General features: G+C 42.9%; 24 protein-coding genes. 21 read left to right on the top strand and 3 right to left on the bottom strand.

The annotated features are described in order from the left end of the window. The first annotated feature begins 71 nt into the window (after positions 1 to 71). The 8 genes from HMPREF9380_RS02555 (at position 72) to HMPREF9380_RS02590 (ending at position 7,070) form a co-directional block, all read left to right on the top strand. Positions 72 to 689: an ATP-dependent Clp protease proteolytic subunit gene (locus HMPREF9380_RS02555; RefSeq protein ID WP_223312420.1), complete on the top strand. Its 618-nt coding sequence runs from the start codon at positions 72 to 74 to the stop codon at positions 687 to 689. Between the two features lie 160 nt (positions 690 to 849). Further along, the gene (locus HMPREF9380_RS02560) at positions 850 to 1,119 is read left to right on the top strand and encodes a YlbG family protein (protein WP_002894676.1); all 270 of its coding nucleotides are present in this window, start codon (positions 850 to 852) and stop codon (positions 1,117 to 1,119) included. 88 nt (positions 1,120 to 1,207) lie between these two features. Then, positions 1,208 to 2,368 carry an ABC transporter substrate-binding protein gene (locus HMPREF9380_RS02565; RefSeq protein WP_002894677.1) on the top strand — a complete coding sequence of 387 codons (1,161 nt, stop codon included), beginning with the start codon at positions 1,208 to 1,210 and terminating at the stop codon, positions 2,366 to 2,368. Positions 2,369 to 2,613: 245 nt separating this feature from the next. Beyond that, positions 2,614 to 3,483 carry a branched-chain amino acid ABC transporter permease gene (locus HMPREF9380_RS02570; protein ID WP_002897070.1) on the top strand — a complete coding sequence of 290 codons (870 nt, stop codon included), beginning with the start codon at positions 2,614 to 2,616 and terminating at the stop codon, positions 3,481 to 3,483. A gap of 3 nt (positions 3,484 to 3,486) precedes the next feature. Next, entirely contained in the window at positions 3,487 to 4,440 is a 954-nt protein-coding gene (locus HMPREF9380_RS02575) for a branched-chain amino acid ABC transporter permease (protein WP_002914606.1), read from the top strand. Further along, positions 4,440 to 5,204 carry an ABC transporter ATP-binding protein gene (locus HMPREF9380_RS02580; protein ID WP_002899800.1) on the top strand — a complete coding sequence of 255 codons (765 nt, stop codon included), beginning with the start codon at positions 4,440 to 4,442 and terminating at the stop codon, positions 5,202 to 5,204. Before HMPREF9380_RS02575 ends, HMPREF9380_RS02580 begins: the two co-directional genes overlap by 1 nt. Further along, positions 5,204 to 5,914, top strand: a complete 711-nt coding sequence (locus HMPREF9380_RS02585) for an ABC transporter ATP-binding protein (RefSeq protein WP_002894681.1) — start codon at positions 5,204 to 5,206, stop codon at positions 5,912 to 5,914. Before HMPREF9380_RS02580 ends, HMPREF9380_RS02585 begins: the two co-directional genes overlap by 1 nt. 499 nt (positions 5,915 to 6,413) lie before the next feature. Then, positions 6,414 to 7,070, top strand: coding sequence for a CBS domain-containing protein (locus tag HMPREF9380_RS02590; protein WP_004193060.1), 657 nt, complete (start codon positions 6,414 to 6,416; stop codon positions 7,068 to 7,070). A 33-nt stretch (positions 7,071 to 7,103) separates the two neighbouring features. On the opposite strand, the gene HMPREF9380_RS02595 is transcribed toward HMPREF9380_RS02590, so the two are convergent. Then, positions 7,104 to 7,991 (bottom strand): YitT family protein, encoded by an 888-nt coding sequence (locus HMPREF9380_RS02595; protein WP_002923623.1) that lies wholly within the window; start codon positions 7,989 to 7,991, stop codon positions 7,104 to 7,106. Positions 7,992 to 8,301: 310 nt separating this feature from the next. Here HMPREF9380_RS02595 and tmk point away from each other — a divergent pair, with 310 nt between their 5' ends. The 8 genes from tmk to nth all read left to right on the top strand — a co-directional run bounded on the left by tmk (position 8,302) and on the right by nth (position 14,792). Then, a complete protein-coding gene (gene tmk / locus HMPREF9380_RS02600; RefSeq protein ID WP_004193056.1) occupies positions 8,302 to 8,940 on the top strand; it encodes a dTMP kinase in 639 nt (212 codons plus the stop codon). Further along, the gene (locus tag HMPREF9380_RS02605; protein WP_004193054.1) at positions 8,937 to 9,827 is read left to right on the top strand and encodes a DNA polymerase III subunit delta'; all 891 of its coding nucleotides are present in this window, start codon (positions 8,937 to 8,939) and stop codon (positions 9,825 to 9,827) included. The genes tmk and HMPREF9380_RS02605 overlap by 4 nt, the downstream gene beginning before the upstream one ends. Before the next feature lie 24 nt (positions 9,828 to 9,851). Then, positions 9,852 to 10,169 carry a DNA replication initiation control protein YabA gene (gene yabA, locus HMPREF9380_RS02610; protein WP_002894690.1) on the top strand — a complete coding sequence of 106 codons (318 nt, stop codon included), beginning with the start codon at positions 9,852 to 9,854 and terminating at the stop codon, positions 10,167 to 10,169. 2 nt (positions 10,170 to 10,171) lie between these two features. Further along, the gene (gene rsmI, locus HMPREF9380_RS02615) at positions 10,172 to 11,038 is read left to right on the top strand and encodes a 16S rRNA (cytidine(1402)-2'-O)-methyltransferase (RefSeq protein ID WP_004193052.1); all 867 of its coding nucleotides are present in this window, start codon (positions 10,172 to 10,174) and stop codon (positions 11,036 to 11,038) included. Positions 11,039 to 11,299: 261 nt separating this feature from the next. Further along, entirely contained in the window at positions 11,300 to 12,391 is a 1,092-nt protein-coding gene (gene serC, locus HMPREF9380_RS02620; RefSeq protein ID WP_004193050.1) for a 3-phosphoserine/phosphohydroxythreonine transaminase, read from the top strand. Positions 12,392 to 12,403: 12 nt separating this feature from the next. Next, entirely contained in the window at positions 12,404 to 13,579 is a 1,176-nt protein-coding gene (locus tag HMPREF9380_RS02625) for a 3-phosphoglycerate dehydrogenase family protein (protein WP_004193048.1), read from the top strand. A gap of 135 nt (positions 13,580 to 13,714) precedes the next feature. Then, positions 13,715 to 14,068 carry an arsenate reductase family protein gene (locus HMPREF9380_RS02630; protein ID WP_004193046.1) on the top strand — a complete coding sequence of 118 codons (354 nt, stop codon included), beginning with the start codon at positions 13,715 to 13,717 and terminating at the stop codon, positions 14,066 to 14,068. 94 nt (positions 14,069 to 14,162) lie between these two features. Continuing rightward, positions 14,163 to 14,792, top strand: a complete 630-nt coding sequence (gene nth, locus HMPREF9380_RS02635) for an endonuclease III (protein WP_004193044.1) — start codon at positions 14,163 to 14,165, stop codon at positions 14,790 to 14,792. Between the two features lie 27 nt (positions 14,793 to 14,819). Here the strand turns inward: nth and HMPREF9380_RS02640 are convergent, their stop codons facing one another. Continuing rightward, positions 14,820 to 15,206, bottom strand: a complete 387-nt coding sequence (locus HMPREF9380_RS02640; RefSeq protein WP_004193042.1) for a bleomycin resistance protein — start codon at positions 15,204 to 15,206, stop codon at positions 14,820 to 14,822. Positions 15,207 to 15,217: 11 nt separating this feature from the next. Then, positions 15,218 to 16,045, bottom strand: coding sequence for an exodeoxyribonuclease III (locus tag HMPREF9380_RS02645; protein ID WP_004193039.1), 828 nt, complete (start codon positions 16,043 to 16,045; stop codon positions 15,218 to 15,220). A gap of 140 nt (positions 16,046 to 16,185) precedes the next feature. On the opposite strand from HMPREF9380_RS02645, the gene HMPREF9380_RS02650 reads away from it, so the two are divergent. The 5 genes from HMPREF9380_RS02650 (at position 16,186) to HMPREF9380_RS12120 (ending at position 20,745) form a co-directional block, all read left to right on the top strand. Next, positions 16,186 to 16,641 (top strand): DUF3290 family protein, encoded by a 456-nt coding sequence (locus tag HMPREF9380_RS02650; protein ID WP_002897090.1) that lies wholly within the window; start codon positions 16,186 to 16,188, stop codon positions 16,639 to 16,641. Then, positions 16,638 to 17,270, top strand: coding sequence for a DUF421 domain-containing protein (locus HMPREF9380_RS02655; protein ID WP_002916954.1), 633 nt, complete (start codon positions 16,638 to 16,640; stop codon positions 17,268 to 17,270). Before HMPREF9380_RS02650 ends, HMPREF9380_RS02655 begins: the two co-directional genes overlap by 4 nt. A 128-nt stretch (positions 17,271 to 17,398) precedes the next feature. Then, entirely contained in the window at positions 17,399 to 19,396 is a 1,998-nt protein-coding gene (metG, locus tag HMPREF9380_RS02660; RefSeq protein ID WP_004193034.1) for a methionine--tRNA ligase, read from the top strand. 233 nt (positions 19,397 to 19,629) lie between these two features. After that, the gene (locus tag HMPREF9380_RS02665; protein WP_004193033.1) at positions 19,630 to 20,499 is read left to right on the top strand and encodes a DUF6287 domain-containing protein; all 870 of its coding nucleotides are present in this window, start codon (positions 19,630 to 19,632) and stop codon (positions 20,497 to 20,499) included. Positions 20,500 to 20,610: 111 nt separating this feature from the next. Beyond that, a complete protein-coding gene (locus HMPREF9380_RS12120; protein ID WP_004193031.1) occupies positions 20,611 to 20,745 on the top strand; it encodes a hypothetical protein in 135 nt (44 codons plus the stop codon).

Genomic DNA, 20,745 nt, shown 5'->3' with positions numbered 1-20,745 from the left:
TTTGACCTTTTTTGACCAAAAGGATATAATAGTCTCGTAATTTGAAATTCTATTCCCTAGTTTGATAGAAAATTTTAAAAAGAGAAAGAGAGAAAACTATGATTCCTGTAGTTATTGAACAAACCAGCCGAGGGGAGCGCTCCTATGATATTTACTCCCGGCTATTAAAAGATCGGATTATCATGCTGACTGGCCCAGTAGAGGACAATATGGCTAATTCAGTCATTGCCCAGCTCCTTTTCTTGGATGCACAGGACAATACTAAAGATATTTATCTCTATGTAAATACGCCGGGGGGATCCGTTTCAGCAGGTCTGGCTATTGTGGATACTATGAACTTCATCAAGTCTGATGTTCAGACCATTGTTATGGGTGTAGCTGCCAGCATGGGAACAATCATTGCTTCCAGTGGTGCTAAGGGCAAACGCTTCATGCTTCCAAATGCAGAATATCTGATTCACCAGCCAATGGGAGGAGCTGGAAGTGGCACTCAGCAAACGGATATGGCCATTGTAGCTGAGCACTTGCTTAGAACTCGTAATACCTTGGAAAAAATCTTGGCCGAAAACTCTGGCAAGTCCGTTGAGCAAATCCATAAGGATGCGGAACGCGATTACTGGATGAGCGCTCAAGAAACCTTGGAATACGGCTTTATTGACGAAATCATGGAAAATAGCAATCTGAACTAACATAGGAGGAGCCAAAAGTGGCTCTTTTTTTGATGTTTTAAATTTGTTAGTCTGTCAACACTAAGTGTTTTAAGCTAATCATAAAGCTTTTCAGGGCTAGTTTTTTTGCCCTATCTTTGCTATAATCATCTAAGAACTACATGGACCGGAAAGGAGTTTTATGATAGAAAGAGAAGAAAGAGTGGGCTTGATTGTCTATCTTTACTATAATCGAGATGCCAAAAAGCTGGCTAACTTCGGTGATATCATTTATCATTCTAAGAAGCATCGTTATCTGCATCTCTATGTCAATCAAGAGGACGCCCAGAACTTACAGGAGAATCTGCCCAAGGAACGCTATGTTAAGCAAGTTCGGATATCTCACATAAAAGAACTAGATCAAAACTTTGTTGGAAGCCTGTATAGAGAGCAAGAAAACGTTATCATCTGATAAAATTTCTATAAAGGGTTGACAATTGTCAGATAATTCGATATATTCTTACTATATCATCAAATAAATCACTTAAGGAGATTTCCGAATGAAGAAAAAATTTGCACTATCCCTAGTAGCTTTTGCTAGTGCAGCCCTTCTCGCAGCTTGTGGAGAAGTATCTAACAACAACTCAACAGCAACTGGTACAGAAATTGGCGATACGATTAAATTTGGTTTTAACTTTGAAGAATCGGGTGAAGTAGCAGCCTACGGTACAGCTGAACAACATGGTGCTCAGTTGGCCGTTGATGAAATCAACGCTGCTGGTGGCGTAGATGGCAAGAAGATTGAAGTTACTGATAAGGATAACAAATCAGAAACTGCTGAAGCATCTACCATCACTACTAGCTTGGTTACCCAAAGTAAGGTAAATGCAATCATTGGCCCTGCGACTTCTGGAGCGACAGCTTCAGCTACTGCAAATGCTGCTAAAGCAGGTGTGCCAATCATTACACCAAGTGCGACACAGGATGATCTGACCAACAAGCAAGATTATCTTTACCGTGCAACTTTCATTGATAGCTACCAAGGTAAAATCATTTCTAAGTATGTTACTGATAACTTGAAAGCTAAGAAAGTCGTTCTTTACTACGACCAATCTAGTGACTACGCTAAAGGAATGGCGGATGCCTTCAAGAAGGAGTTCAAGGGTGAGATTGTAGCAACAGAAACTTTCCAATCTAAGGATACAGACTTCCAAGCTGCTTTGACAAAGATTAAGGGCAAAGAATTTGACGCTCTGGTTGTTCCAGGTTACTATACAGAAGCTGGTAAAATTGTCAATCAAGCGCGTGGTTTGGGTATTGACCAAACAATCGTTGGTCCTGATGGCTTTGGTGATGCTAAGTTCGTTGAGCAAGCAACTCCAGCTGCAGCTACAAATGTTTACTATGTATCTGGCTTTACAACTTCTGGTGAAATGTCAGAAAAAGCTAAGAAGTTTATTGAAGCATACAAAGCTAAGTACAAAGAAGAGCCTTCTATGTTTGCAGCTCTGGCATATGACTCTGTTTATATGGCAGCAGAAGCAGCTAAAGGTGCTAAAACTTCTGTAGATATCAAAGACAACTTGGCTAAGCTTAAAGATTTCGATGGAGTGACCGGTTCAATCACTATTGATAAAGACCATAATCCAGTGAAAACAGCTCTGATGATTGGCTTGAAAGACGGTCAAGTAGATACTGTAGAAACAGTTAAAGCGGAATAATAGTTACGAGGCTGGGGCTATCCCAGTCTTTGACTTGTTTTCTATTTTTAGTTGCTTGAGCAAGTTAGTAGATGATTTCTTTCTTTATAAATCTACGGATTTGAAAGAGTATTGTTTTATAATCTATTCTTCTTCGTTTCTCAATCAACTATTATTCGTATTTTGGGAGTGGGATGATAAAATCACGACCTAGTCTGCTGATTTTTCTCCCATTCCTTATTTTATTATAGAAAGAGTGGTGTCTAATGCTCCAACAATTAGTCAACGGTCTAATCCTGGGTAGTGTTTATGCGCTTCTGGCTTTGGGTTATACCATGGTTTATGGGATTATTAAGCTGATTAACTTTGCCCACGGCGATATCTATATGATTGGTGCCTTTATGGGTTATTACTTAATTAATATCCTGAAGTTTAATTTTTTCCTTTCTCTCATTTTAGCGATGATTGGGACAGCGATTCTTGGTGTGGTTATTGAGTTTTTAGCCTATCGTCCTCTGCGAAATTCGACTCGGATTGCGGCTTTGATTACAGCCATTGGGGTCTCTTTTCTCCTCGAGTATGGCATGATTTTCTTTGTCGGTGCCAATACCCGTTCCTTCCCACAGGTTATTAAAACAGTACGCTTTAACTTAGGACCGATTTCTATCTCAAATATTCAGTTGCTGATTTTGGGAATTTCTATTTTCCTCATGGTGGCTCTGCAGTTTATCGTGCAGAAGACAAAGATGGGTAAGGCTATGCGAGCTGTATCTGTAGATAGTGATGCTGCTCAGCTGATGGGAATCAATGTCAATCGGACAATCAGCTTCACCTTTGCGTTGGGGTCAGCTCTTGCAGGAGCTGCTGGTGTTCTAATTGCCCTTTATTATAATTCATTGGAGCCTTTAATGGGGATGACTCCAGGTATTAAGTCCTTTGTAGCGGCCGTTCTCGGTGGTATTGGAATCATTCCTGGTGCCGCGCTTGGTGGCTTTGTTATCGGTCTTTTGGAAACTTTTGCGACAGCGCTTGGACTATCTGATTTCCGCGATGCCATTGTCTATGCGATTTTGATTGTTATTCTTCTGATTCGTCCAGCTGGTATCCTTGGCAAAAATGTGAAAGAGAAGGTGTAAGGTATGAAAAAGAATTTAAAGATAAATATTTTCTGGCTTGGCCTTGTCTTAATCGGCTACTTGCTGATGACAGTATTGGTTAGTGCCGGTGTTCTCAATGCGTTTTACATTCAAATCTTAGAGCAGATTGGGATTAATATTATTCTGGCTGTGGGGCTTAATCTCATCGTCGGATTCTCAGGCCAATTCTCTCTTGGCCATGCTGGCTTTATGGCTATCGGTGCCTACGCTGTAGCGATTATTGGCTCTAAATCGCCAACATATGGAGCTTTCTTCATTGCTATGCTGGCTGGAGCTATCATTGCTGGTATTGTGGCTTTAGTAGTTGGTTTGCCGACCCTGCGACTTAAAGGGGACTATCTCGCGATTGCAACTCTTGGTGTCTCAGAGATTATCCGTATTCTGATTATTAATGGCGGTACTTTGACTAATGGCGCAGCTGGTATCCTATCCATTCCGCCCTTTACTTCTTGGCAGATGGTCTATGTCTTTGTTGTTATCACAACTATTTTGACCTTGAATTTCCTGCGCAGTCCTATTGGCCGCAGTACTCTGTCTGTCCGTGAGGATGAGATTGCTGCCGAGTCTGTCGGGGTTAACACTACTAGAATCAAAGTGACAGCCTTTGTTTTAGGAGCTATCACGGCTTCTATTGCTGGCTCTCTTCAAGCTGGCTTCGTTGGTTCAGTTGTTCCTAAGGACTATTCCTTTACCAACACTATCAATATCTTGATTATTGTCGTTTTTGGTGGCCTAGGCTCTATGACTGGAACCATTGTAGCTGCAGTGGTCTTGGGAGTTCTCAATATGTTGCTACAGGATGTATCCAGCATTCGGATGATTGTCTATTCTTTGGCTTTAATCTTGGTCATGATTTTCCGTCCAGGCGGACTCTTAGGAACTTGGGAGCTGAGCTTGTCTAAGCTCTTCAAAAAGAATAAGGAGGTCAAAGAATAATGGCACTTCTTGATGTGAAAAATCTAACTAAAAACTTTGGTGGTCTGACTGCTGTCAGCGATGTGACCTTGGAACTCAACGAGGGCGAGCTGGTTGGTCTGATTGGCCCTAATGGTGCAGGAAAAACGACTCTTTTCAACCTCCTAACCGGTGTTTATGAGCCTAGTGAAGGAACAGTGACACTAGATGGTCATTTGCTAAATGGTAAGGTTCCTTACAAGATTGCTGCTTTAGGGCTAGGGCGGACCTTCCAGAACATCCGGCTCTTTAAGGACCTTAGTGTTTTGGATAATGTTCTGATTGCCTTTGGTAATCATCATAAGGCTCATGTGTTGGCTTCTTTCCTCCGCTTGCCAGCCTACTACAAAAACGAAGAAGAACTCAAAGCTAAGGCTTTGGAGTTGCTGAAAATTTTTGACTTGGACAAGGAAGCAGAAACCTTGGCTAAGAACTTAGCTTATGGTCAGCAGCGCCGCTTGGAAATTGTTCGGGCCTTGGCAACGGAGCCTAAGATTCTTTTCTTGGATGAACCGGCTGCGGGAATGAACCCTCAGGAGACAGCTGAGCTGACTGCATTGATTCGACGGATTAAAAACGAATTTAACATTACCATCATGCTGATTGAGCATGACATGAGTCTGGTAATGGAAGTCACTGAGCGCATCTATGTGCTGGAATACGGCCGCTTGATTGCGCACGGAACACCTGATGAAATCAAGAATGACAAACGCGTTATTGAAGCATATCTAGGAGGTGAAGCCTAATGTCCATGCTTAAAGTTGAGAATCTCTCTGTCCATTATGGCATGATTCAGGCTGTCCGTGATGTCAGCTTTGAAGTAAATGAAGGAGAAGTTGTTTCCCTGATTGGTGCAAATGGCGCTGGGAAAACGACCATTCTCCGGACTATTTCAGGCTTGGTTCGTCCAAGTGCTGGTAAAATTGAATTTGTCGGCAATGAAATTCAAAAAGTTCCTGCTCAAAAAATCGTAGCAGCTGGACTTTCGCAAGTACCAGAAGGTCGTCATGTATTTCCGGGTTTGACCGTTTTGGAGAATTTGGAAATGGGCGCCTTTCTCAAAACAAATCGAGAAGAAAATCAAGCCAATCTCAAAAAGGTCTTCTCTCGTTTCCCACGCTTGGAAGAGCGTAAAAACCAAGATGCTGCAACCCTTTCAGGAGGTGAGCAGCAGATGCTGGCTATGGGACGTGCTTTGATGTCTACGCCTAAGCTGTTGCTCTTGGATGAGCCTTCTATGGGCTTGGCGCCAATCTTTATCCAGGAAATCTTCGATATTATCCAAGATATTCAGCGACAAGGGACTACAGTTCTTTTGATTGAGCAAAATGCAAACAAGGCTCTCTCTATCGCTGACCGAGGTTATGTCCTTGAAACAGGCAAAATTGTTCTGTCCGGAACTGGACAAGAGCTCCTCGCTTCTGACGAAGTCCGAAAAGCATATCTAGGTGGCTGAAACAATCCGGGGGATTGTTTCAGGTTGCAAATGGAAACTCGCGGCAGCGAGTTTTCTTTAAAATGTCTGGGAGACATTTTTAGGTTGTTGATAGAAAGTTACGATAGTAACTTAACATTTTGAAAAGGTCCATTGGACCTTTTTAAGTTGCAGATAAAGAAAACAAGGTTTTCGTCAAGATGCCCGGTGGATTGTTTCAGGTTGCAGATGGGAATTCGCGAGAGCGAATTTTCTTCAAAATGTCTGGGAGACATTTTTAGGTTGTTGATAGAAAGTTACGGTAGTAACTTAACATTTAGAAAAGGTCCAATGGACCTTTTTTCTTCTCCTAGATGCTTAAGGTAGTATAGCTAGCCATTTCCTATCTTCAATTTTCCCAATCGCGAGATTTTTCTAAATTTTGAAAACTTAGGCAAAGGCCTTGGAAGCGTTTGAAATCAGCTTCAAAATAAAGTATAATAAGTATAAGAATTATGGATAGGAAGTAGAGGGAACTTTTATGGCAGTTAAAGATTTTATGACGCGTAAGGTGGTTTATATTAGCCCAAATACAACAATTGCTCATGCAGCAGATATGATGCGTGAGCAGAAACTCCACCGTCTGCCGGTGATTGAGAATGACCAACTAGTGGGACTGGTGACAGAAGGAACGATTGCAGAAGCTAGTCCATCTAAGGCAACGAGTCTGTCTATTTATGAGATGAACTATCTTCTCAACAAAACCAAGGTTGGTGATGTTATGATTCGTGATGTTGTCACGATTTCTCAGTTTGCCAGTCTGGAAGATGCGACCTATCTGATGCTGAAAAATAAGATTGGTATCCTGCCTGTCGTGGACAATGAGCAGATTTACGGAGTTATCACAGATCGCGATATTTTCAAGGCTTTCTTAGAAGTATCTGGCTATGGTGAAGAAGGAGTCCGTCTGCGCTTTGTCACTGAGAATAAGGTGGGGGTTCTTGAGCAGATTATCCGTCTTCTGGTGGAAGAAAATCTCAACATATCCAATACCGTCAATATCCCGCGCAAGGATGGCAAAGTTGTCATTGAAGTACAATTAGCTGGTAATATAGATACGGCCCTTCTCAAGAAAAAATTTGACGAGCATGCGATTGAGCTAGCTGAGATTACACATACTGCTGCAAAAGCTTTATAAGCGATAAAAAAGCCTCATCATTGGATGAGGTTTTTAACGTACAATAGGTTGTTTGTTGGCATCTAAAGTGAAGCCTTCGCCCAAAATCTCATGGGCTTCGGTAATAGTTGTAAAGGCAAATGGATCGACTTGGTTAATGAGTTTCTTCATTTGCTGCATTTCATTACGGGATACAACGCAGTAGACAATCTGCAAGTCCTGCTTGCTATAGAAGCCTTGACCCTTGAGGAAGGTCACTCCACGATCTAGCTTGTTATTGATAGCTTCAGCCAGTTCAGCCGGTTTGCTGGTAACGATAAGGAATCCCTTGCCGGCAAAGCCTCCTTCTGCAATCAGGTCAATGACGCGCGAGGTGATAAAGACAAACATTAGGGTATAAGACACCATGCGTAGGTCTTTGAAAACAAGGAGAACCAAGGTGATGACCACAAAATCAACAGTCAGCATGAGTTTGCCCATGGAAATGCTAGTGTATTTATTAAAGATGCGGGCTACAATGTCAGTACCGCCCGTCGTTCCGCCAGCATTGAAGATGATGCCCAGTCCAATCCCTAAAACAATCCCTGTTCCAAGACAGGCCAGTAAAACATCCCCGTCCAGAGCTGAGAGGAAATAGTCTTGCAGGTGTTTGGAGGCAGGTAGGATTTCAAAAATCTTGAGCCAAGCAGACACGGAGAAGGTTCCCAGAATGCTGAGATAGAGGGTTCGCGAGCCTAACAGCTTCCAAGCAATAATAAAGAGAGGAATGTTAATAATCAGGTTGGTCGTCGAGACAGGGATTTTAAATAGATAGTAGGCAATCAAGGTCAAACCCGTCGCGCCACCTTCATATAAATGAAAGGGAATGACCAAATAATGAATCCCAAAAGAAAAAATTCCAGCCCCAAAAATGATGGCCAGTACGTTTTTTAATTTAAACATAACATCCTCCTAAATCGATTTTCAGAAATTTATTCTGAATATATTTTACCAAAAATTTAGCCTTTATGAAACACTTTGAAAAAATTTTTAAAGTCTTTTCTTATGATGGGCTTTTAGCTTTTTTTTTGGTAAAATAAACAATAGATAAAAAGAGTAGGATGAAAATAATGAGCTGACGAATTCGGTTCTTGTTAGGCTGCTCAGCTGTTTGGACATGCTTCAACAGTGGCTTATATCAAGCTTTAGGGCAAGTCTTATCTGCATTTTCTTATAAAGAACAAAAAATAGAAGTTAGAGATTCAAGGTAAAGATGAAAAATGGTATTTTGATTTCGCTGGAAGGCCCAGAAGGGGCTGGAAAGTCGAGTGTGTTGGAAGCCTTGCTTCCTTTTTTGAAAAATTATGGAACTGGTCTTATTACGACGCGGGAGCCAGGTGGCGTCCAGATTGCTGAGGCTATCCGCGAAGTGATTTTGGAACCTAGTCATACGGCTATGGATGCTAAGACTGAGCTCTTGCTGTACATTGCCAGCCGCCGCCAACACTTAACTGAGCGGGTTTTGCCAGCTTTGGCGCAAGGAAAGCTTGTCTTGATGGACCGTTTTATAGATAGTTCAGTTGCCTATCAGGGCTACGGACGAGGTCTGGATGTGGCAGATATTGAATGGCTCAATCAGTTTGCAACAGATGGACTCAAGCCTGATTTGACCCTCTATTTTGATATTGATGTGGAAGAAGGGCTGGCGCGGATTGCTAGAAACGAGAGCCGAGAGGTGAATCGGCTTGATCTGGAGGGTTTAGACCTGCATCAGCGGGTTCGGCAGGGCTATTTGGCGATTCTTGACAAGGAGCCTGAGCGCTTTGTCAAGGTAGATGCCAGCCAACCTTTGGATAAGGTAGTGGCTGATAGTTTGGCCATCATTCAGGAACGATTCGGGAATCCGTCATGAAGATAAAAGAGTTACAGCAAAGCCAACCCAGCTTGTTTGAGCAGTTTCAGCATATTTTGGAACAGGGGCGGCTTAGTCACGCCTACTTGTTTACCGGAGCTTTTGGCAGTTTTGAAATGGCCCAAATCCTGTCCCAGAGTCTCTTTTGTGAGAATAAGCAAGGCGTCTGGCCTTGTCAGTCCTGTCGTTCTTGCCGTTTGATTGCAGAAGAAGATTTTTCTGATGTAACTGTGGTGCGACCAGTTAATAACATTATCAAAACAGACCGGGTTCGGGAGCTGGTCCGAAACTTCTCTCAAAGTGGTTTAGAAGGTAGTCGGCAGGTTTTCATTATCTGCGAGGCGGATCGGATGCACGTCAATGCAGCCAATTCCTTGCTCAAAGTCATTGAGGAACCGCAGAGTGAGATTTATATCTTTCTTCTGACTGCTGATGAACAGCTGATTCTGCCGACGATTCGAAGTCGGACTCAGGTTTATCATTTTTTGAAAAATACAGCTGCTCTGCAGCACAGTTTGGAACAGGATGGCTTGATTAAAAGTCGAGCGGAGCTGCTAGCTGCTTATAGTCAGACTCAGTCAGAAGCGGCTAGCTTGGCTCATAATAATGCCTTTTTTGAATTAGTCAGCGAATGCGAGCGCTTTGTCAAGGATTTTCAGACTCGCACCAGTCAGGCATTTCTGCAGGTTTCGCGTCTGGCAAAGCTGGCTGATGATAAGGAAAAGCAGGAACAGGTCTTCAAGCTCTTGGAAGTATTATTTTATAAAGAGATAGCAACAGAGAGCGGTCGACAGGCCTTGGAGCAGCTTTTGCTGGCTCGGAAGATGTGGCGAGCCAACGTATCTTTTCAAAACGCTTTAGAATATATGACTTTGAAAGGAAAGTAAAAAGAGGCAGCACAGGAGTATAAAATGGATAAAAAAGACTTATTTGACGCCTTGGATGATTTTTCACAGACGCTTTTAGTGACCCTTGCTGAGGTGGAGGCTGTCAAGAAAAATCTCAAGAGTGTGGTAGAGGAAAATATTGCTCTGCATCTGGAAAATGACAAGTTGAGGGAGCGCTTGGGAGAGGTGGAGAAGGAAGCTCCGACCAAGACCAAGAAAAACCGAGATAATCTGCGTAAGCTTTACTATGACGGCTTTCATGTCTGTACGGATTTCTATGGTCAGCGCCGGGAGAATGACGCAGAGTGCATGTTCTGCGATGAGTTATTATTTAGGGAGTAGTGATGCAGGTTCAAAAAAGTTTTAAGGGCGAAACTGCCTACGGCAAACTCTATCTGGTCGCGACTCCTATCGGCAATCTGGATGATATGAGCATCCGTATGGTCAATACCCTGAAAGAGGTCGACAGGATTGCGGCTGAAGATACGAGAAATACGGGCCTTCTGCTTAAGCATTTTGGGATTGAGACCAAGCAAATCAGTTTTCACGAGCACAATGCCAAGGAGAAAATCCCAGTTCTCTTAGACATGCTTCAAAGCGGAAATGATATAGCTCAGGTTTCGGATGCTGGTCTGCCCAGTATTTCTGATCCAGGTCATGATTTGGTTCAGGCAGTGCTAGAAGCTGGAATTACTGTAGTGCCGATTCCTGGCCCTAGCGCTGGAATAACAGCCTTGATTGCCAGCGGCTTGGCTCCCCAACCGCATATTTTCTATGGCTTTCTGCCTAGAAAGGCTGGCCAGCAGAAGGAATTTTTCACTAGCAAAAAATCCTATCCTGAGACCCAGATTTTCTACGAATCCCCTCATCGGGTTCGGGCTACGTTGGAAAACATGCTGGCAGTTTATGGTGATCGCAAAGTCGTCCTGGTGCGCGAGTTGACTAAGATTCACGAGGAGTATCAGCGAGGGCTGATTTCAGAGCTGTTGGCCTATACAGCAGAACATCTGCCTAAAGGAGAGTGTCTCTTGATTGTAGCTGGGGCGGAAGAAGATGCTCTTCAAGACATATCTCAAGAGCAGATCCTAGCTGAGATTGATCTTTTAGTTGAAGCCGGCAGCAAAAAAAATCATGCCATCAAGAACATAGCTAAGAAATACGGCAGGAACAAGAGCGAGCTCTATGCGGTGTATCATGAAAATAAGAATTGATAGAAGCTCAGATACTTTTCTCAATACAACCAGTTGTCTGTTTTAAAATTGGAAAAAGCGTAACTCAGCTTTTTAGTAAGACTATTTAATCCTGACCTAAACTCAGGATTTTTTTGTTACCTTAATTAGACAGTTGGTTTTGCTTATCTATATTTCAACAATGTTCGGGAATTGGCTAAAAAAGTGCTAGATTTCTGAAATAAAATAGATATTTTCTAAACTTTGTGATATGATATACAAAATAAATTTTGGAGGTAGGATATGACGATTTACAATTTTTCTGCTGGACCGGCAGTATTGCCCAAGGAAGTCTTGAAAAAAGCTCAGGCTGAGTTTTTAGACTATGCCCAAAGTGGCATGAGTGTGATGGAGCTGTCCCACCGATCCAAAGAATTTGACGATATTATCAAAGAAGCTGAGAGCTTGCTGCGTGAGCTCATGGATATTCCGGACAATTACCGCGTGCTCTTTCTGCAGGGTGGAGCTTCTACTCAGTTTAGTATGATTCCCCTTAATCTAGCCCAAGGCGGCAAGGCCTACTACCTAGTGGCTGGATCTTGGGGAAAGAAAGCTTACACTGAAGCAGTCAAGCTGTCTAAGTTCATTCCATTTGAGCCTATTCTTTTGGCTTCGTCAGAGGATTTAAATTACACGGAAATTCCTTCTTTTGATGAAAAGGAGATTGATCCGCAGGCGGCTTATGTGCATCTGACAACCAATAATACCATCGAAGGAACGGCTATTTATGACCTGCCTGCAACAAATGGCGTGCCGATTGTGGCGGATATGTCTTCTAATATCCTGGCTGCTCAATACCGAGTAGAGGATTTTGGTTTGATTTATGCTGGGGCTCAGAAGAATATCGGACCTGCCGGCGTGACAGTTGTCATCATCCGAGAAGACTTGCTGGATGACGAACCAGTTCTATCTAGCATGTTAGATTACCGCATTCAGGCGGACAATGGCTCTCTTTACAATACACCACCGACTTTTGCCATCTATATGGCCAAGCTGGTCTTTGAGTGGGTCAAGGAGCTAGGTGGTGTAGCAGAAATGGAAAAGCGCAATCGTGAAAAATCTGGCCTTTTGTACGACTTCATTGAGCAGTCTGACTTTTATCGCAGTCCAGTCCGTTACAAGGAGCAGCGCTCAGTAGCCAATATTCCCTTTGTGTCTCCTAGCTCAGAGCTGGACGCCAAATTTAACAAAGAGGCTGCAGCAGCGGGATTCAAGAATATCAAGGGGCACCGCAGCGTAGGCGGCATGAGAGCTAGTCTCTATAATGCCTTTCCGCTTCAAGGTGTCAAGGACTTGATTGCCTTTATGCAGAAATTTGAAGAAGAAAATTCTTAAGAGAGGGAAACTATGGTCTTTAGTGTCAAAACCTTTAACAACATCAATCAAATCGGGCTTAAGGAGCTGGGCAATGCTTTTCAGATTGACGGAGATAAGTCTGACAATCCAGACGCTTATATCCTGCGCAGTCAAAACCTGCATGGACAGGAATTTCCAAGCAAGCTCAAAGCCATTGCGCGGGCAGGCGCAGGAACCAATAATATTCCTGTCGACCAGGCAACGGCTCAGGGAATTGTGGTCTTCAACACACCAGGAGCTAATGCCAATGCGGTGAAAGAAGCGGTCTTGGCTTCCATTCTCCTGTCTGCTCGTGACTATATCGCAGCTAACAGTTGGGCTAACGGTCTTTCTGGTGACGATGTTCCCAAGCAAGTGGAAGCTGGTAAGAAGCAGTTTGCTGGGACAGAGATTGCAGAGAAGACTCTGGGAGTCATAGGGTTAGGAGCTATCGGCGGCCGCATTGCCAACGATGCCTATCGTCTGGGGATGAATGTCCTGGGTTATGACCCTTATGTATCCATTGAAACAGCTTGGAATATCTCTAGCCATGTCAAACGGGTAGCAGACATTAAGGAAATCTTTGAGAAGAGTGATTATATCACTATCCATGTGCCTCTAACTGAGGATACACGCGCTACTTTCAATCAGGAGGCTTTTGGTCTTATGCAAAAGGGAACAACTCTCATCAACTTTGCCCGTGGTGAGCTGGTGGACAATGCTGCCCTCTTTGAAGCTATAGAAGCTGGTGTTATCAAGCGCTATATCACAGACTTTGGTGTAGAAGAGCTGCTCCGTCATCCACAGATTACTGTCTTTCCGCATTTGGGTGGCTCGACAGAGGAAGCTGAGCTCAACTGTGCCATTATGGCTGGGAAAACCATCCGACGCTTCATGGAAACGGGCGAGATTATCAACTCTGTGAATTTCCCTAATGTCCGTCAGGCTCTCTCAGCGCCTTATCGGATTACCCTGATTAACAAAAATGTACCGAATATTGTGGCTCGGATTTCAACAGCGGTCAGTGATTTGAATATCAATATTGACAATATCATCAACCGCTCTAAAGGTGATTATGCTTATACCTTGCTGGATTTGGATGAGTCAGACGAAAGCAAGATTCAGGAGTTGGTTGATAAATTTGAAAATAGCGATAATATTGTGCGCGTGCGTTTGATTAAGAAATAATAAAAAACAGACTATAGTTCCCTAGGGGATAAGTCTGTATCAGCCGATAAGCCTTTCGCTTGTCGGCTTTTTCTAATGAGTCTCGGCTTGACAAGAAGGAGCTAGCTGGGCTATCATAGGGACGGAGGAAAAACAATGTTACAATTTATCGAATACCCAAAATGCTCTACCTGCCGCAAGGCCAAGGCTGAGCTCAATCAATTAGGAGTGGATTTTGAGGCAGTGGATATTGTCCAAAATACACCTAGCCGGGACCAACTCCTAGACTGGATTCAGAATTCTGATTTTGAGATCAAGGCTTTTTTCAATACCAGCGGCCTCAAATACCGTGAGCTAGGTCTCAAAGAAAAGGTGCCGCATTTGTCTGCTCAGGAAGCTGCTGATTTATTATCGACAGACGGCATGCTGATTAAACGACCGCTCTTGGTTCAAGATAACCAAATCTTGCAGATTGGCTACCGAAAGGCATATGGAGAGTTGGGGTTGTAAAGTATTAAGACCAGCTGCTTTCTCAATCATGATTTTTGGAAGCTTCTTCCTTTCATGATATAATAAATCTATCTCAATCTTAGAAAGAAGAATCATGGTTTTATCAAAAAAACGGGCTCGTCATGTCATCGAAGAGATTATTGCTCTTTTTCCTGATGCCAAGCCCAGTCTGGATTTTCGCAATCACTTTGAGCTTTTGGTAGCGGTCATGCTGTCGGCTCAGACGACAGATGCTGCGGTCAATAAGGCAACGCCGGCTCTGTTTGAAGCCTATCCAACTCCGCAGGATATGGCTACTGCTGGTGAAGCAGACATTGCTAAACACATCTCCCGCCTAGGTCTTTATCGTAACAAGGCCAAGTTTTTGAAGAAATGCGCCCAGCAGCTTTTGGACGACTTTGACGGTCAAGTACCACAAACGCGGGCGGAATTGGAAAGTCTAGCTGGTGTTGGTCGCAAGACGGCCAATGTAGTCATGAGTGTGGGCTTTGGTATTCCAGCCTTTGCTGTCGATACCCATGTGGAGCGCATCTGCAAGCACCATGATATCGTTAAAAAGTCGGCAACGCCACTTGAGGTAGAAAAGCGAGTTATGGAGGTCCTTCCACCTGAACGTTGGCTGCCAGCCCATCAGGCCATGATTTACTTTGGACGTGCCATCTGTCACCCTAAAAATCCCGAGTGCGATCACTATCCGCAACTTTATAACTTTAAAGACATTTAAAAAGCGAGGTCTAATGACTTCGCTTTCTTATTCACTAAATCTTAAAAAATAACCATCTGGATCCAAAATCGCAAATTCATGGGGATAAATAAAGCTATCTCCCACTTGAAATTCTCTTTTCGTCAGCGGACGATGGATGGGGTAGTCTGCTTCCAGCAGTTTTTGGTGGAGCTGAGGGACATCTTCAATGCCAAAGGAAATATTGACACCGCGCCCGAAAGGATAGGTTAGTTGGGCTAATTCTTCTACGCTGCCTTCTTCTAGCATAAGTTGGCAGTCTTCAAGTGAGAGGAAGAGAAATTTCTCCTCTGGACGCTCATATTCGACAGAGAATCCCAGCAAGTCGCAGTAGAAGTGGCGCGACTTTTCGATGTTGGATACCACAAATTCGGGAATGACAGCTTGATAGTCCATTCGTTTTCTCCTTAGAGCTCAATCTCCATGACAATCGGTGTGTGGTCTTGGCGCGCACCGGAGTCAATCATATCAGACTTGGTCACCTTGTCAGCTACACGGTTGCTTGTCAGCCAGTAGTCGATTCTCCAGCCTGTATTGTTGATTTTAGAAGTCTTGCTGCGCTGCGCCCACCAAGTGTATTGGTTAGGGATATCGCCGTGTAAGTGGCGGAAGGTATCGGTGAAGCCTTTAGCCAGCAGGTTGGTGAAGCCAGCGCGCTCTTCGTCAGTAAAGCCTGGTGAACGGCGGTTGCTGGCTGGATTGGCCAAGTCAATTTCCTTGTGGGCCACATTGTAGTCGCCAGTAGCGAGGACTGGTTTTTGTTCATCTAGTGTTGCCAAGTATTCAGCGTATTTGGCATCCCAGACTTGACGGTCATCCAAGCGTTTGAGGCCATCGCCAGCATTAGGCGTATAAACTTGAGTGACAAAGAAACCGTCAAATTCCAGCGTAATGATGCGGCCTTCGACATCCATGGTTGACGGAGCGCCGATTTCTGGGAAGGTTACGGTTGGTGTCAGTTCTTTTTTGTAGAGGAACATGGTTCCCGCATAGCCTTTGCGGGCCGGCTCTTGGGAGGAGCGCCAAGTGTTTTCATAATCTGGGAAAAGATTTGTCAAAATCTCCAAGTGTTTTTTAGTCGGGCCAGACGCAGACAGTTTTGTTTCCTGAATGGCGATAATATCTGCATTTTCTGCTTGCAAGGTTTGAAGGACAGCCTGAGAAAGCTGAGCACGGGCAGAATCACTGGTTAATGCAGCGTTGAGAGAGTCAATATTCCAAGAGATGAGTTTCATAAAATTTCCTTTTCTAGTAGAAGTTTGCTGAGTTTATTATAACAAAATTTAGAACTGATTTATAGCAAAGTGATTGTAAGAAAGCTTGAAAAAAGATGAAAATTTTTCTATAATATAGCGAGAAAAAATAGGGGGAAGCCATGAAATTCTATTCTTATGATTATGTTTTGAGTCAGATTAGTCAGCAAAACTGGGTGACAGTTGCACTTTCTGTCTTGTTGCTGCTTGTGACAGGATTTTTTGCTTTTAAGGCCTATCGCAATAAGCGTGATTCAAAATTCCGGGAACTAGCCATCATTTCTGTTTTGGCTTTGGTGGCCATGGTCTTGATTGGCATTAGCAATTTTCAGACTGACCAAGACTCTAACAACCAGTTTCAAACCTCTCTGCATTTTATTGAGGTCATTTCAGAAGACTTGGGTGTAGATAAGTCGGAGGTCTATGTCAATACTTCAGCCGCGACGGATGGAGCGATTTTGAAGGTCGGAAAAAACTTTTATCGGGCTATGAGCGGCAGTGAGCCGGATAAATATCTGCTTGAAAAAATTGACTTGCATAAGACGACAGATATCGAAATAGTGGAGGTTGAAAAATGACATTGAATTTTCTTGAAATCCTAATTAAACTAGCGCTGGGGCTTTTCTCACTCGTTTTTGTCATCAATGTGACGGGAAAAGGCAATCTGGCGCCAAATTCAGCGATCGACCAGATTCAAAACTATGTCCTTGGTGGTATTATCGGTGGGGTGATTTACAATAGCTCCATTAACATTCTTCAGTATGCAGTCATTCTCATCATGTGGACCATCTTGGTTTTAAGCCTGAAGTGGCTCAATAACAATGTCCGTGCGGTCAAGCATTTGATTGATGGTAAGCCGACAACGTTGATTAAGCATGGAGAACTGAGTCCTGAAGCCTGCCGTTCTGTTGGTCTTTCAGCAGCAGATGTAGCTTTGAAGTTGCGCAGCCAAGGTATTTTCCAGCTCAAGCAGGTCAAGCGAGCAGTTTTGGAGCAAAACGGCCAACTCATCATCGTACAGGCTGGTGAAGAGAATCCTAAATATCCCCTTATCACAGATGGTGTTGTCCAGATTGATATTTTAGAGTCTATTGACAAAACAGAAGAGTGGCTGGTGGAGAGACTGGCTAAAGATGGATACACCGATATTTCGAATATCTTCATCGCAGAGTATGAAAGTGGCAACTTGAATGTTGTGACCTATTAAACCTAGAATATTTTCTAGGTTTTTTAATTGATTTTATTGTAAATGAATGTCTTTTCGCAAACTTAACAAAATATGATATAATGAAGTGCTATCAAAAAAGGTTTCATTAGCCTTGAAAGGATTAAAAAATGACTGAGAAACAATCGTTTTATATTACGACACCTATTTATTACCCATCTGGTAAGCTCCACATCGGGTCTGCCTATACGACCATTGCTTGTGATGTTTTAGCTCGTTACAAGCGTCTCATGGGCTACGATGTTTTCTATCTGACTGGTCTTGATGAGCATGGACAGAAGATTCAGCAAAAAGCTGAAGAAGTTGGTATCAGTCCTCAAGCTTATGTAGATGGTATGGCGGTTGGGGTCAAGGAACTCTGGAAACTGCTGGATATTTCTTATGATAAGTTTATCCGGACGACCGATGACTACCATGAAAAGGTTGTAGCCGATGTCTTTGAACGACTCTTAGCCCGAGATGATATCTACTTGGGTGAATATTCAGGCTGGTATTCTGTATCAGATGAGGAATTCTTCACAGAAAGCCAGCTGGCAGAAGTCTTCCGTGATGAAAATGGGAAAGTAACTGGTGGAATTGCGCCATCTGGACATGAAGTGGAGTGGGTATCAGAAGAGTCTTACTTCCTGCGCCTCAGCAAGTACCAAGACCGCTTGGTAGAATTTTTCAAATCTCATCCAGACTTTATCACACCAGACGGACGTCTCAATGAAATGCTGAAAAACTTCATTGAGCCAGGTCTGGAAGACCTAGCTGTATCTCGGACGACCTTTACTTGGGGCGTGCCGGTACCATCTAACCCTAAACACGTTATTTATGTCTGGATTGATGCACTACTCAACTATGCGACAGCACTTGGCTACGGTCAGGATGATCATGCTAACTACGATAAATTCTGGAATGGAACAGTCTTCCACATGGTGGGCAAGGACATTCTGCGTTTCCATTCTATCTACTGGCCAATCCTGCTCATGATGCTGGATATTAAGCTGCCCGACCGCTTGATTGCTCACGGCTGGTTTGTCATGAAGGATGGCAAGATGTCCAAATCCAAGGGCAATGTGGTCTATCCTGAAATGCTGGTAGAACGCTATGGCTTGGATGCCCTGCGTTATTACCTCATGCGCAGTCTTCCAGTTGGTTCAGACGGAACCTTTACTCCTGAGGACTATGTAGGTCGTATCAACTATGAGTTAGCTAATGACCTTGGGAACCTCCTCAACCGTACTGTTTCCATGATTAACAAGTACTTCGACGGTCAAGTACCAACTTATGAAGAAAATGTGACAGACTTTGACGGACCTCTGGCTCAGGTAGCAGCTCAATCTATCGATGACTACTACAAATACATGGATGCGGTAGACTACCCACGCGCCCTAGAAGCAGTCTGGACGCTTATCTCTCGTACCAATAAATACATTGATGAAACTGCTCCTTGGGTCTTGGCTAAGGATGAGGCCCTCCGCAATCAACTTGCAAGTGTTATGAGCCACTTGGCTGCCAGTCTTCGTGTTGTGGCCCACATGATTGAGCCTTTCATGATGGAAACGAGCAAGGCTGTCCTCAGTCAACTTGGCTTGCCTCAAGCTGCTTCTCTGGAAAATCTAGCAATTGACCAACTCCCAGCAGGTCTGACAGTTGTAGAGAAAGGGACACCAATCTTCCCACGTCTGGATATGGAAGAAGAAATTACTTATATCAAGGGACAAATGGAAGGCAACAAACCTGCGGTTGAAAAAGAATGGAATCCAGAAGAAGTCGAGCTCAAACTTAACCGCAAGGAAATCAAGTTTGACGACTTTGATAAGGTGGAAATCCGTGTCGCAGAAGTCAAAGAGGTGTTTAAAGTTGAAGGCTCGGATAAGCTTCTTCAGTTCCGTTTGGATGCAGGTGATGGTGAGGACCGCCAAATCCTTTCTGGCATTGCTAAATACTATCCAAATGAGCAAGAACTGGTCGGCAAGAAAGTCCAAATCGTAGCCAACCTCAAACCGCGCAAAATGATGGGCCGTATCAGCCAAGGTATGATTCTCTCAGCTGAACACGGTGACCAACTGACTCTCCTTACTGTGGATGAAAAGGTCCCAAATGGCAGTTTGATTGGATAAAAGAGATTTTAAAACGGTTTTGTTAGTTGATTGATAATACGAAATAAGTTTATCTTATATATAGAGAGAAGAAATCGCATAAGCGGTTTTTTCTTTAGAAATTTTTGAGAAAAGGCAAAATAATAGCTTGGATAGATTACTATATGTGAGAGATTTTCATTCATCTGTTTTACTAAGAGAATGAAATAGAGTATACTAATAATAAAAGTTTGAAACCGGAGGAATGTCAAGTAATGAATAAGTGGGGCAGGACTAAACTTTTATATATAATTGGTACAATAATGATAATAATTATAGGTGTAACGATTTTTTTCCTCTTTGGTTCTAAGGTGGAAAAGAGAACTGATGAAAAACAAGTGATGTCATTTACATCCAGTTCATCTGCACATTCTACTAATTCAGAAAGTGGAATAAGTATTGTAGGAGATTATATTGCTAATACCGGTGAAAAGGCTCAACTTACTGGAAGTGAGAAAAAATGGGAAATTAGCTATAGAACTCCAGATGGAGTAGTATCCGCTCGGTTTACCACTGAATGGAAGACGGAAGGAGGAACTTTAGTTGCATCAGACAAGATGCAAAAATCAGATGGGAATACAGATTTTACCATAACAGTTCGTGTTTTCAAGTATAAAGAAAAGCAGAATCCTCTGGTTACTATTACGATGTCTGATGGTAACCCAAATCATGAAATGGTTTTTGCCAACCAAAATGATTTTTTCGGAACTACTGAGGAAAATGAAGATGGATCTCTGAATAATACAGATGGTTCTATTCTGCAGCATGATTTAGATGTGGAAGCTATTATGAAGGGTGATTTTGAATCTTTAGCTGGAGTTTGGAAAAATGGGCGTGGTGAAGAAGTAACCATAACTTCTGGTGGAAAAACAAGCAGAAATGAGACTATTTCTCCAAATTCTGTTTCAAATGCTAAGTTTCCAACACTCAATATACGTGCAGGTAATACTGGAGCAATGATTGCTTTATTTAAAATCGGTTTTAGAAATCCATATGGTGATGAATCTGATGAAGCTAAGCCAAGATTATTATTCGGTCAAAACATAGGAAATGCACCTGCTGACGAATATTATTATAAGCAGTAGTTAGAGAATTTTTTTCCTAAAGAAAAAAACTATAAAAAAACTGTGAAATCGCTTGACAAACTATATATATATGTGTATAATTTCTATTGAAAAAGTTTTAGGAGTTATATTATGAAAACAGTGAAAATTGCATCACTTACGTTGTTGCTGCTTTTAGTTGTCATTCTTTTTCCACTTAACCCTTTATTAGCAGCTTTTCTGGTTGTTATTAGTCTGGGAACTGCGATTTTGGATCAGAAGAAGTAG

Source organism: Streptococcus sanguinis SK49, from assembly GCF_000212815.1.
Lineage (GTDB): Bacteria > Bacillota > Bacilli > Lactobacillales > Streptococcaceae > Streptococcus > Streptococcus sanguinis_C.
The sequence above is the reverse complement of the archived record's forward strand: the minus strand, read 5'-3'. Positions and strand labels throughout refer to the sequence as shown.

Excerpts from the sequence above, each read along its gene's own strand:
- HMPREF9380_RS02560 (WP_002894676.1), top strand. The coding sequence starts at position 850 with ATGATAGAAAGAGAAGAAAGAGTGGGCTTGATTGTCTATCTTTACTAT.
- HMPREF9380_RS02565 (WP_002894677.1), top strand. The coding sequence starts at position 1,208 with ATGAAGAAAAAATTTGCACTATCCCTAGTAGCTTTTGCTAGTGCAGCC.
- HMPREF9380_RS02570 (WP_002897070.1), top strand. The coding sequence starts at position 2,614 with ATGCTCCAACAATTAGTCAACGGTCTAATCCTGGGTAGTGTTTATGCG.
- HMPREF9380_RS02575 (WP_002914606.1), top strand. The coding sequence starts at position 3,487 with ATGAAAAAGAATTTAAAGATAAATATTTTCTGGCTTGGCCTTGTCTTA.
- HMPREF9380_RS02580 (WP_002899800.1), top strand. The coding sequence starts at position 4,440 with ATGGCACTTCTTGATGTGAAAAATCTAACTAAAAACTTTGGTGGTCTG.
- HMPREF9380_RS02585 (WP_002894681.1), top strand. The coding sequence starts at position 5,204 with ATGTCCATGCTTAAAGTTGAGAATCTCTCTGTCCATTATGGCATGATT.
- HMPREF9380_RS02590 (WP_004193060.1), top strand. The coding sequence starts at position 6,414 with ATGGCAGTTAAAGATTTTATGACGCGTAAGGTGGTTTATATTAGCCCA.
- HMPREF9380_RS02595 (WP_002923623.1), bottom strand. The coding sequence starts at position 7,991 with ATGTTTAAATTAAAAAACGTACTGGCCATCATTTTTGGGGCTGGAATT.
- tmk (WP_004193056.1), top strand. The coding sequence starts at position 8,302 with ATGAAAAATGGTATTTTGATTTCGCTGGAAGGCCCAGAAGGGGCTGGA.
- HMPREF9380_RS02605 (WP_004193054.1), top strand. The coding sequence starts at position 8,937 with ATGAAGATAAAAGAGTTACAGCAAAGCCAACCCAGCTTGTTTGAGCAG.
- yabA (WP_002894690.1), top strand. The coding sequence starts at position 9,852 with ATGGATAAAAAAGACTTATTTGACGCCTTGGATGATTTTTCACAGACG.
- rsmI (WP_004193052.1), top strand. The coding sequence starts at position 10,172 with ATGCAGGTTCAAAAAAGTTTTAAGGGCGAAACTGCCTACGGCAAACTC.
- serC (WP_004193050.1), top strand. The coding sequence starts at position 11,300 with ATGACGATTTACAATTTTTCTGCTGGACCGGCAGTATTGCCCAAGGAA.
- HMPREF9380_RS02625 (WP_004193048.1), top strand. The coding sequence starts at position 12,404 with ATGGTCTTTAGTGTCAAAACCTTTAACAACATCAATCAAATCGGGCTT.
- HMPREF9380_RS02630 (WP_004193046.1), top strand. The coding sequence starts at position 13,715 with ATGTTACAATTTATCGAATACCCAAAATGCTCTACCTGCCGCAAGGCC.
- nth (WP_004193044.1), top strand. The coding sequence starts at position 14,163 with ATGGTTTTATCAAAAAAACGGGCTCGTCATGTCATCGAAGAGATTATT.
- HMPREF9380_RS02640 (WP_004193042.1), bottom strand. The coding sequence starts at position 15,206 with ATGGACTATCAAGCTGTCATTCCCGAATTTGTGGTATCCAACATCGAA.
- HMPREF9380_RS02645 (WP_004193039.1), bottom strand. The coding sequence starts at position 16,045 with ATGAAACTCATCTCTTGGAATATTGACTCTCTCAACGCTGCATTAACC.
- HMPREF9380_RS02650 (WP_002897090.1), top strand. The coding sequence starts at position 16,186 with ATGAAATTCTATTCTTATGATTATGTTTTGAGTCAGATTAGTCAGCAA.
- HMPREF9380_RS02655 (WP_002916954.1), top strand. The coding sequence starts at position 16,638 with ATGACATTGAATTTTCTTGAAATCCTAATTAAACTAGCGCTGGGGCTT.
- metG (WP_004193034.1), top strand. The coding sequence starts at position 17,399 with ATGACTGAGAAACAATCGTTTTATATTACGACACCTATTTATTACCCA.
- HMPREF9380_RS02665 (WP_004193033.1), top strand. The coding sequence starts at position 19,630 with ATGAATAAGTGGGGCAGGACTAAACTTTTATATATAATTGGTACAATA.
- HMPREF9380_RS12120 (WP_004193031.1), top strand. The coding sequence starts at position 20,611 with ATGAAAACAGTGAAAATTGCATCACTTACGTTGTTGCTGCTTTTAGTT.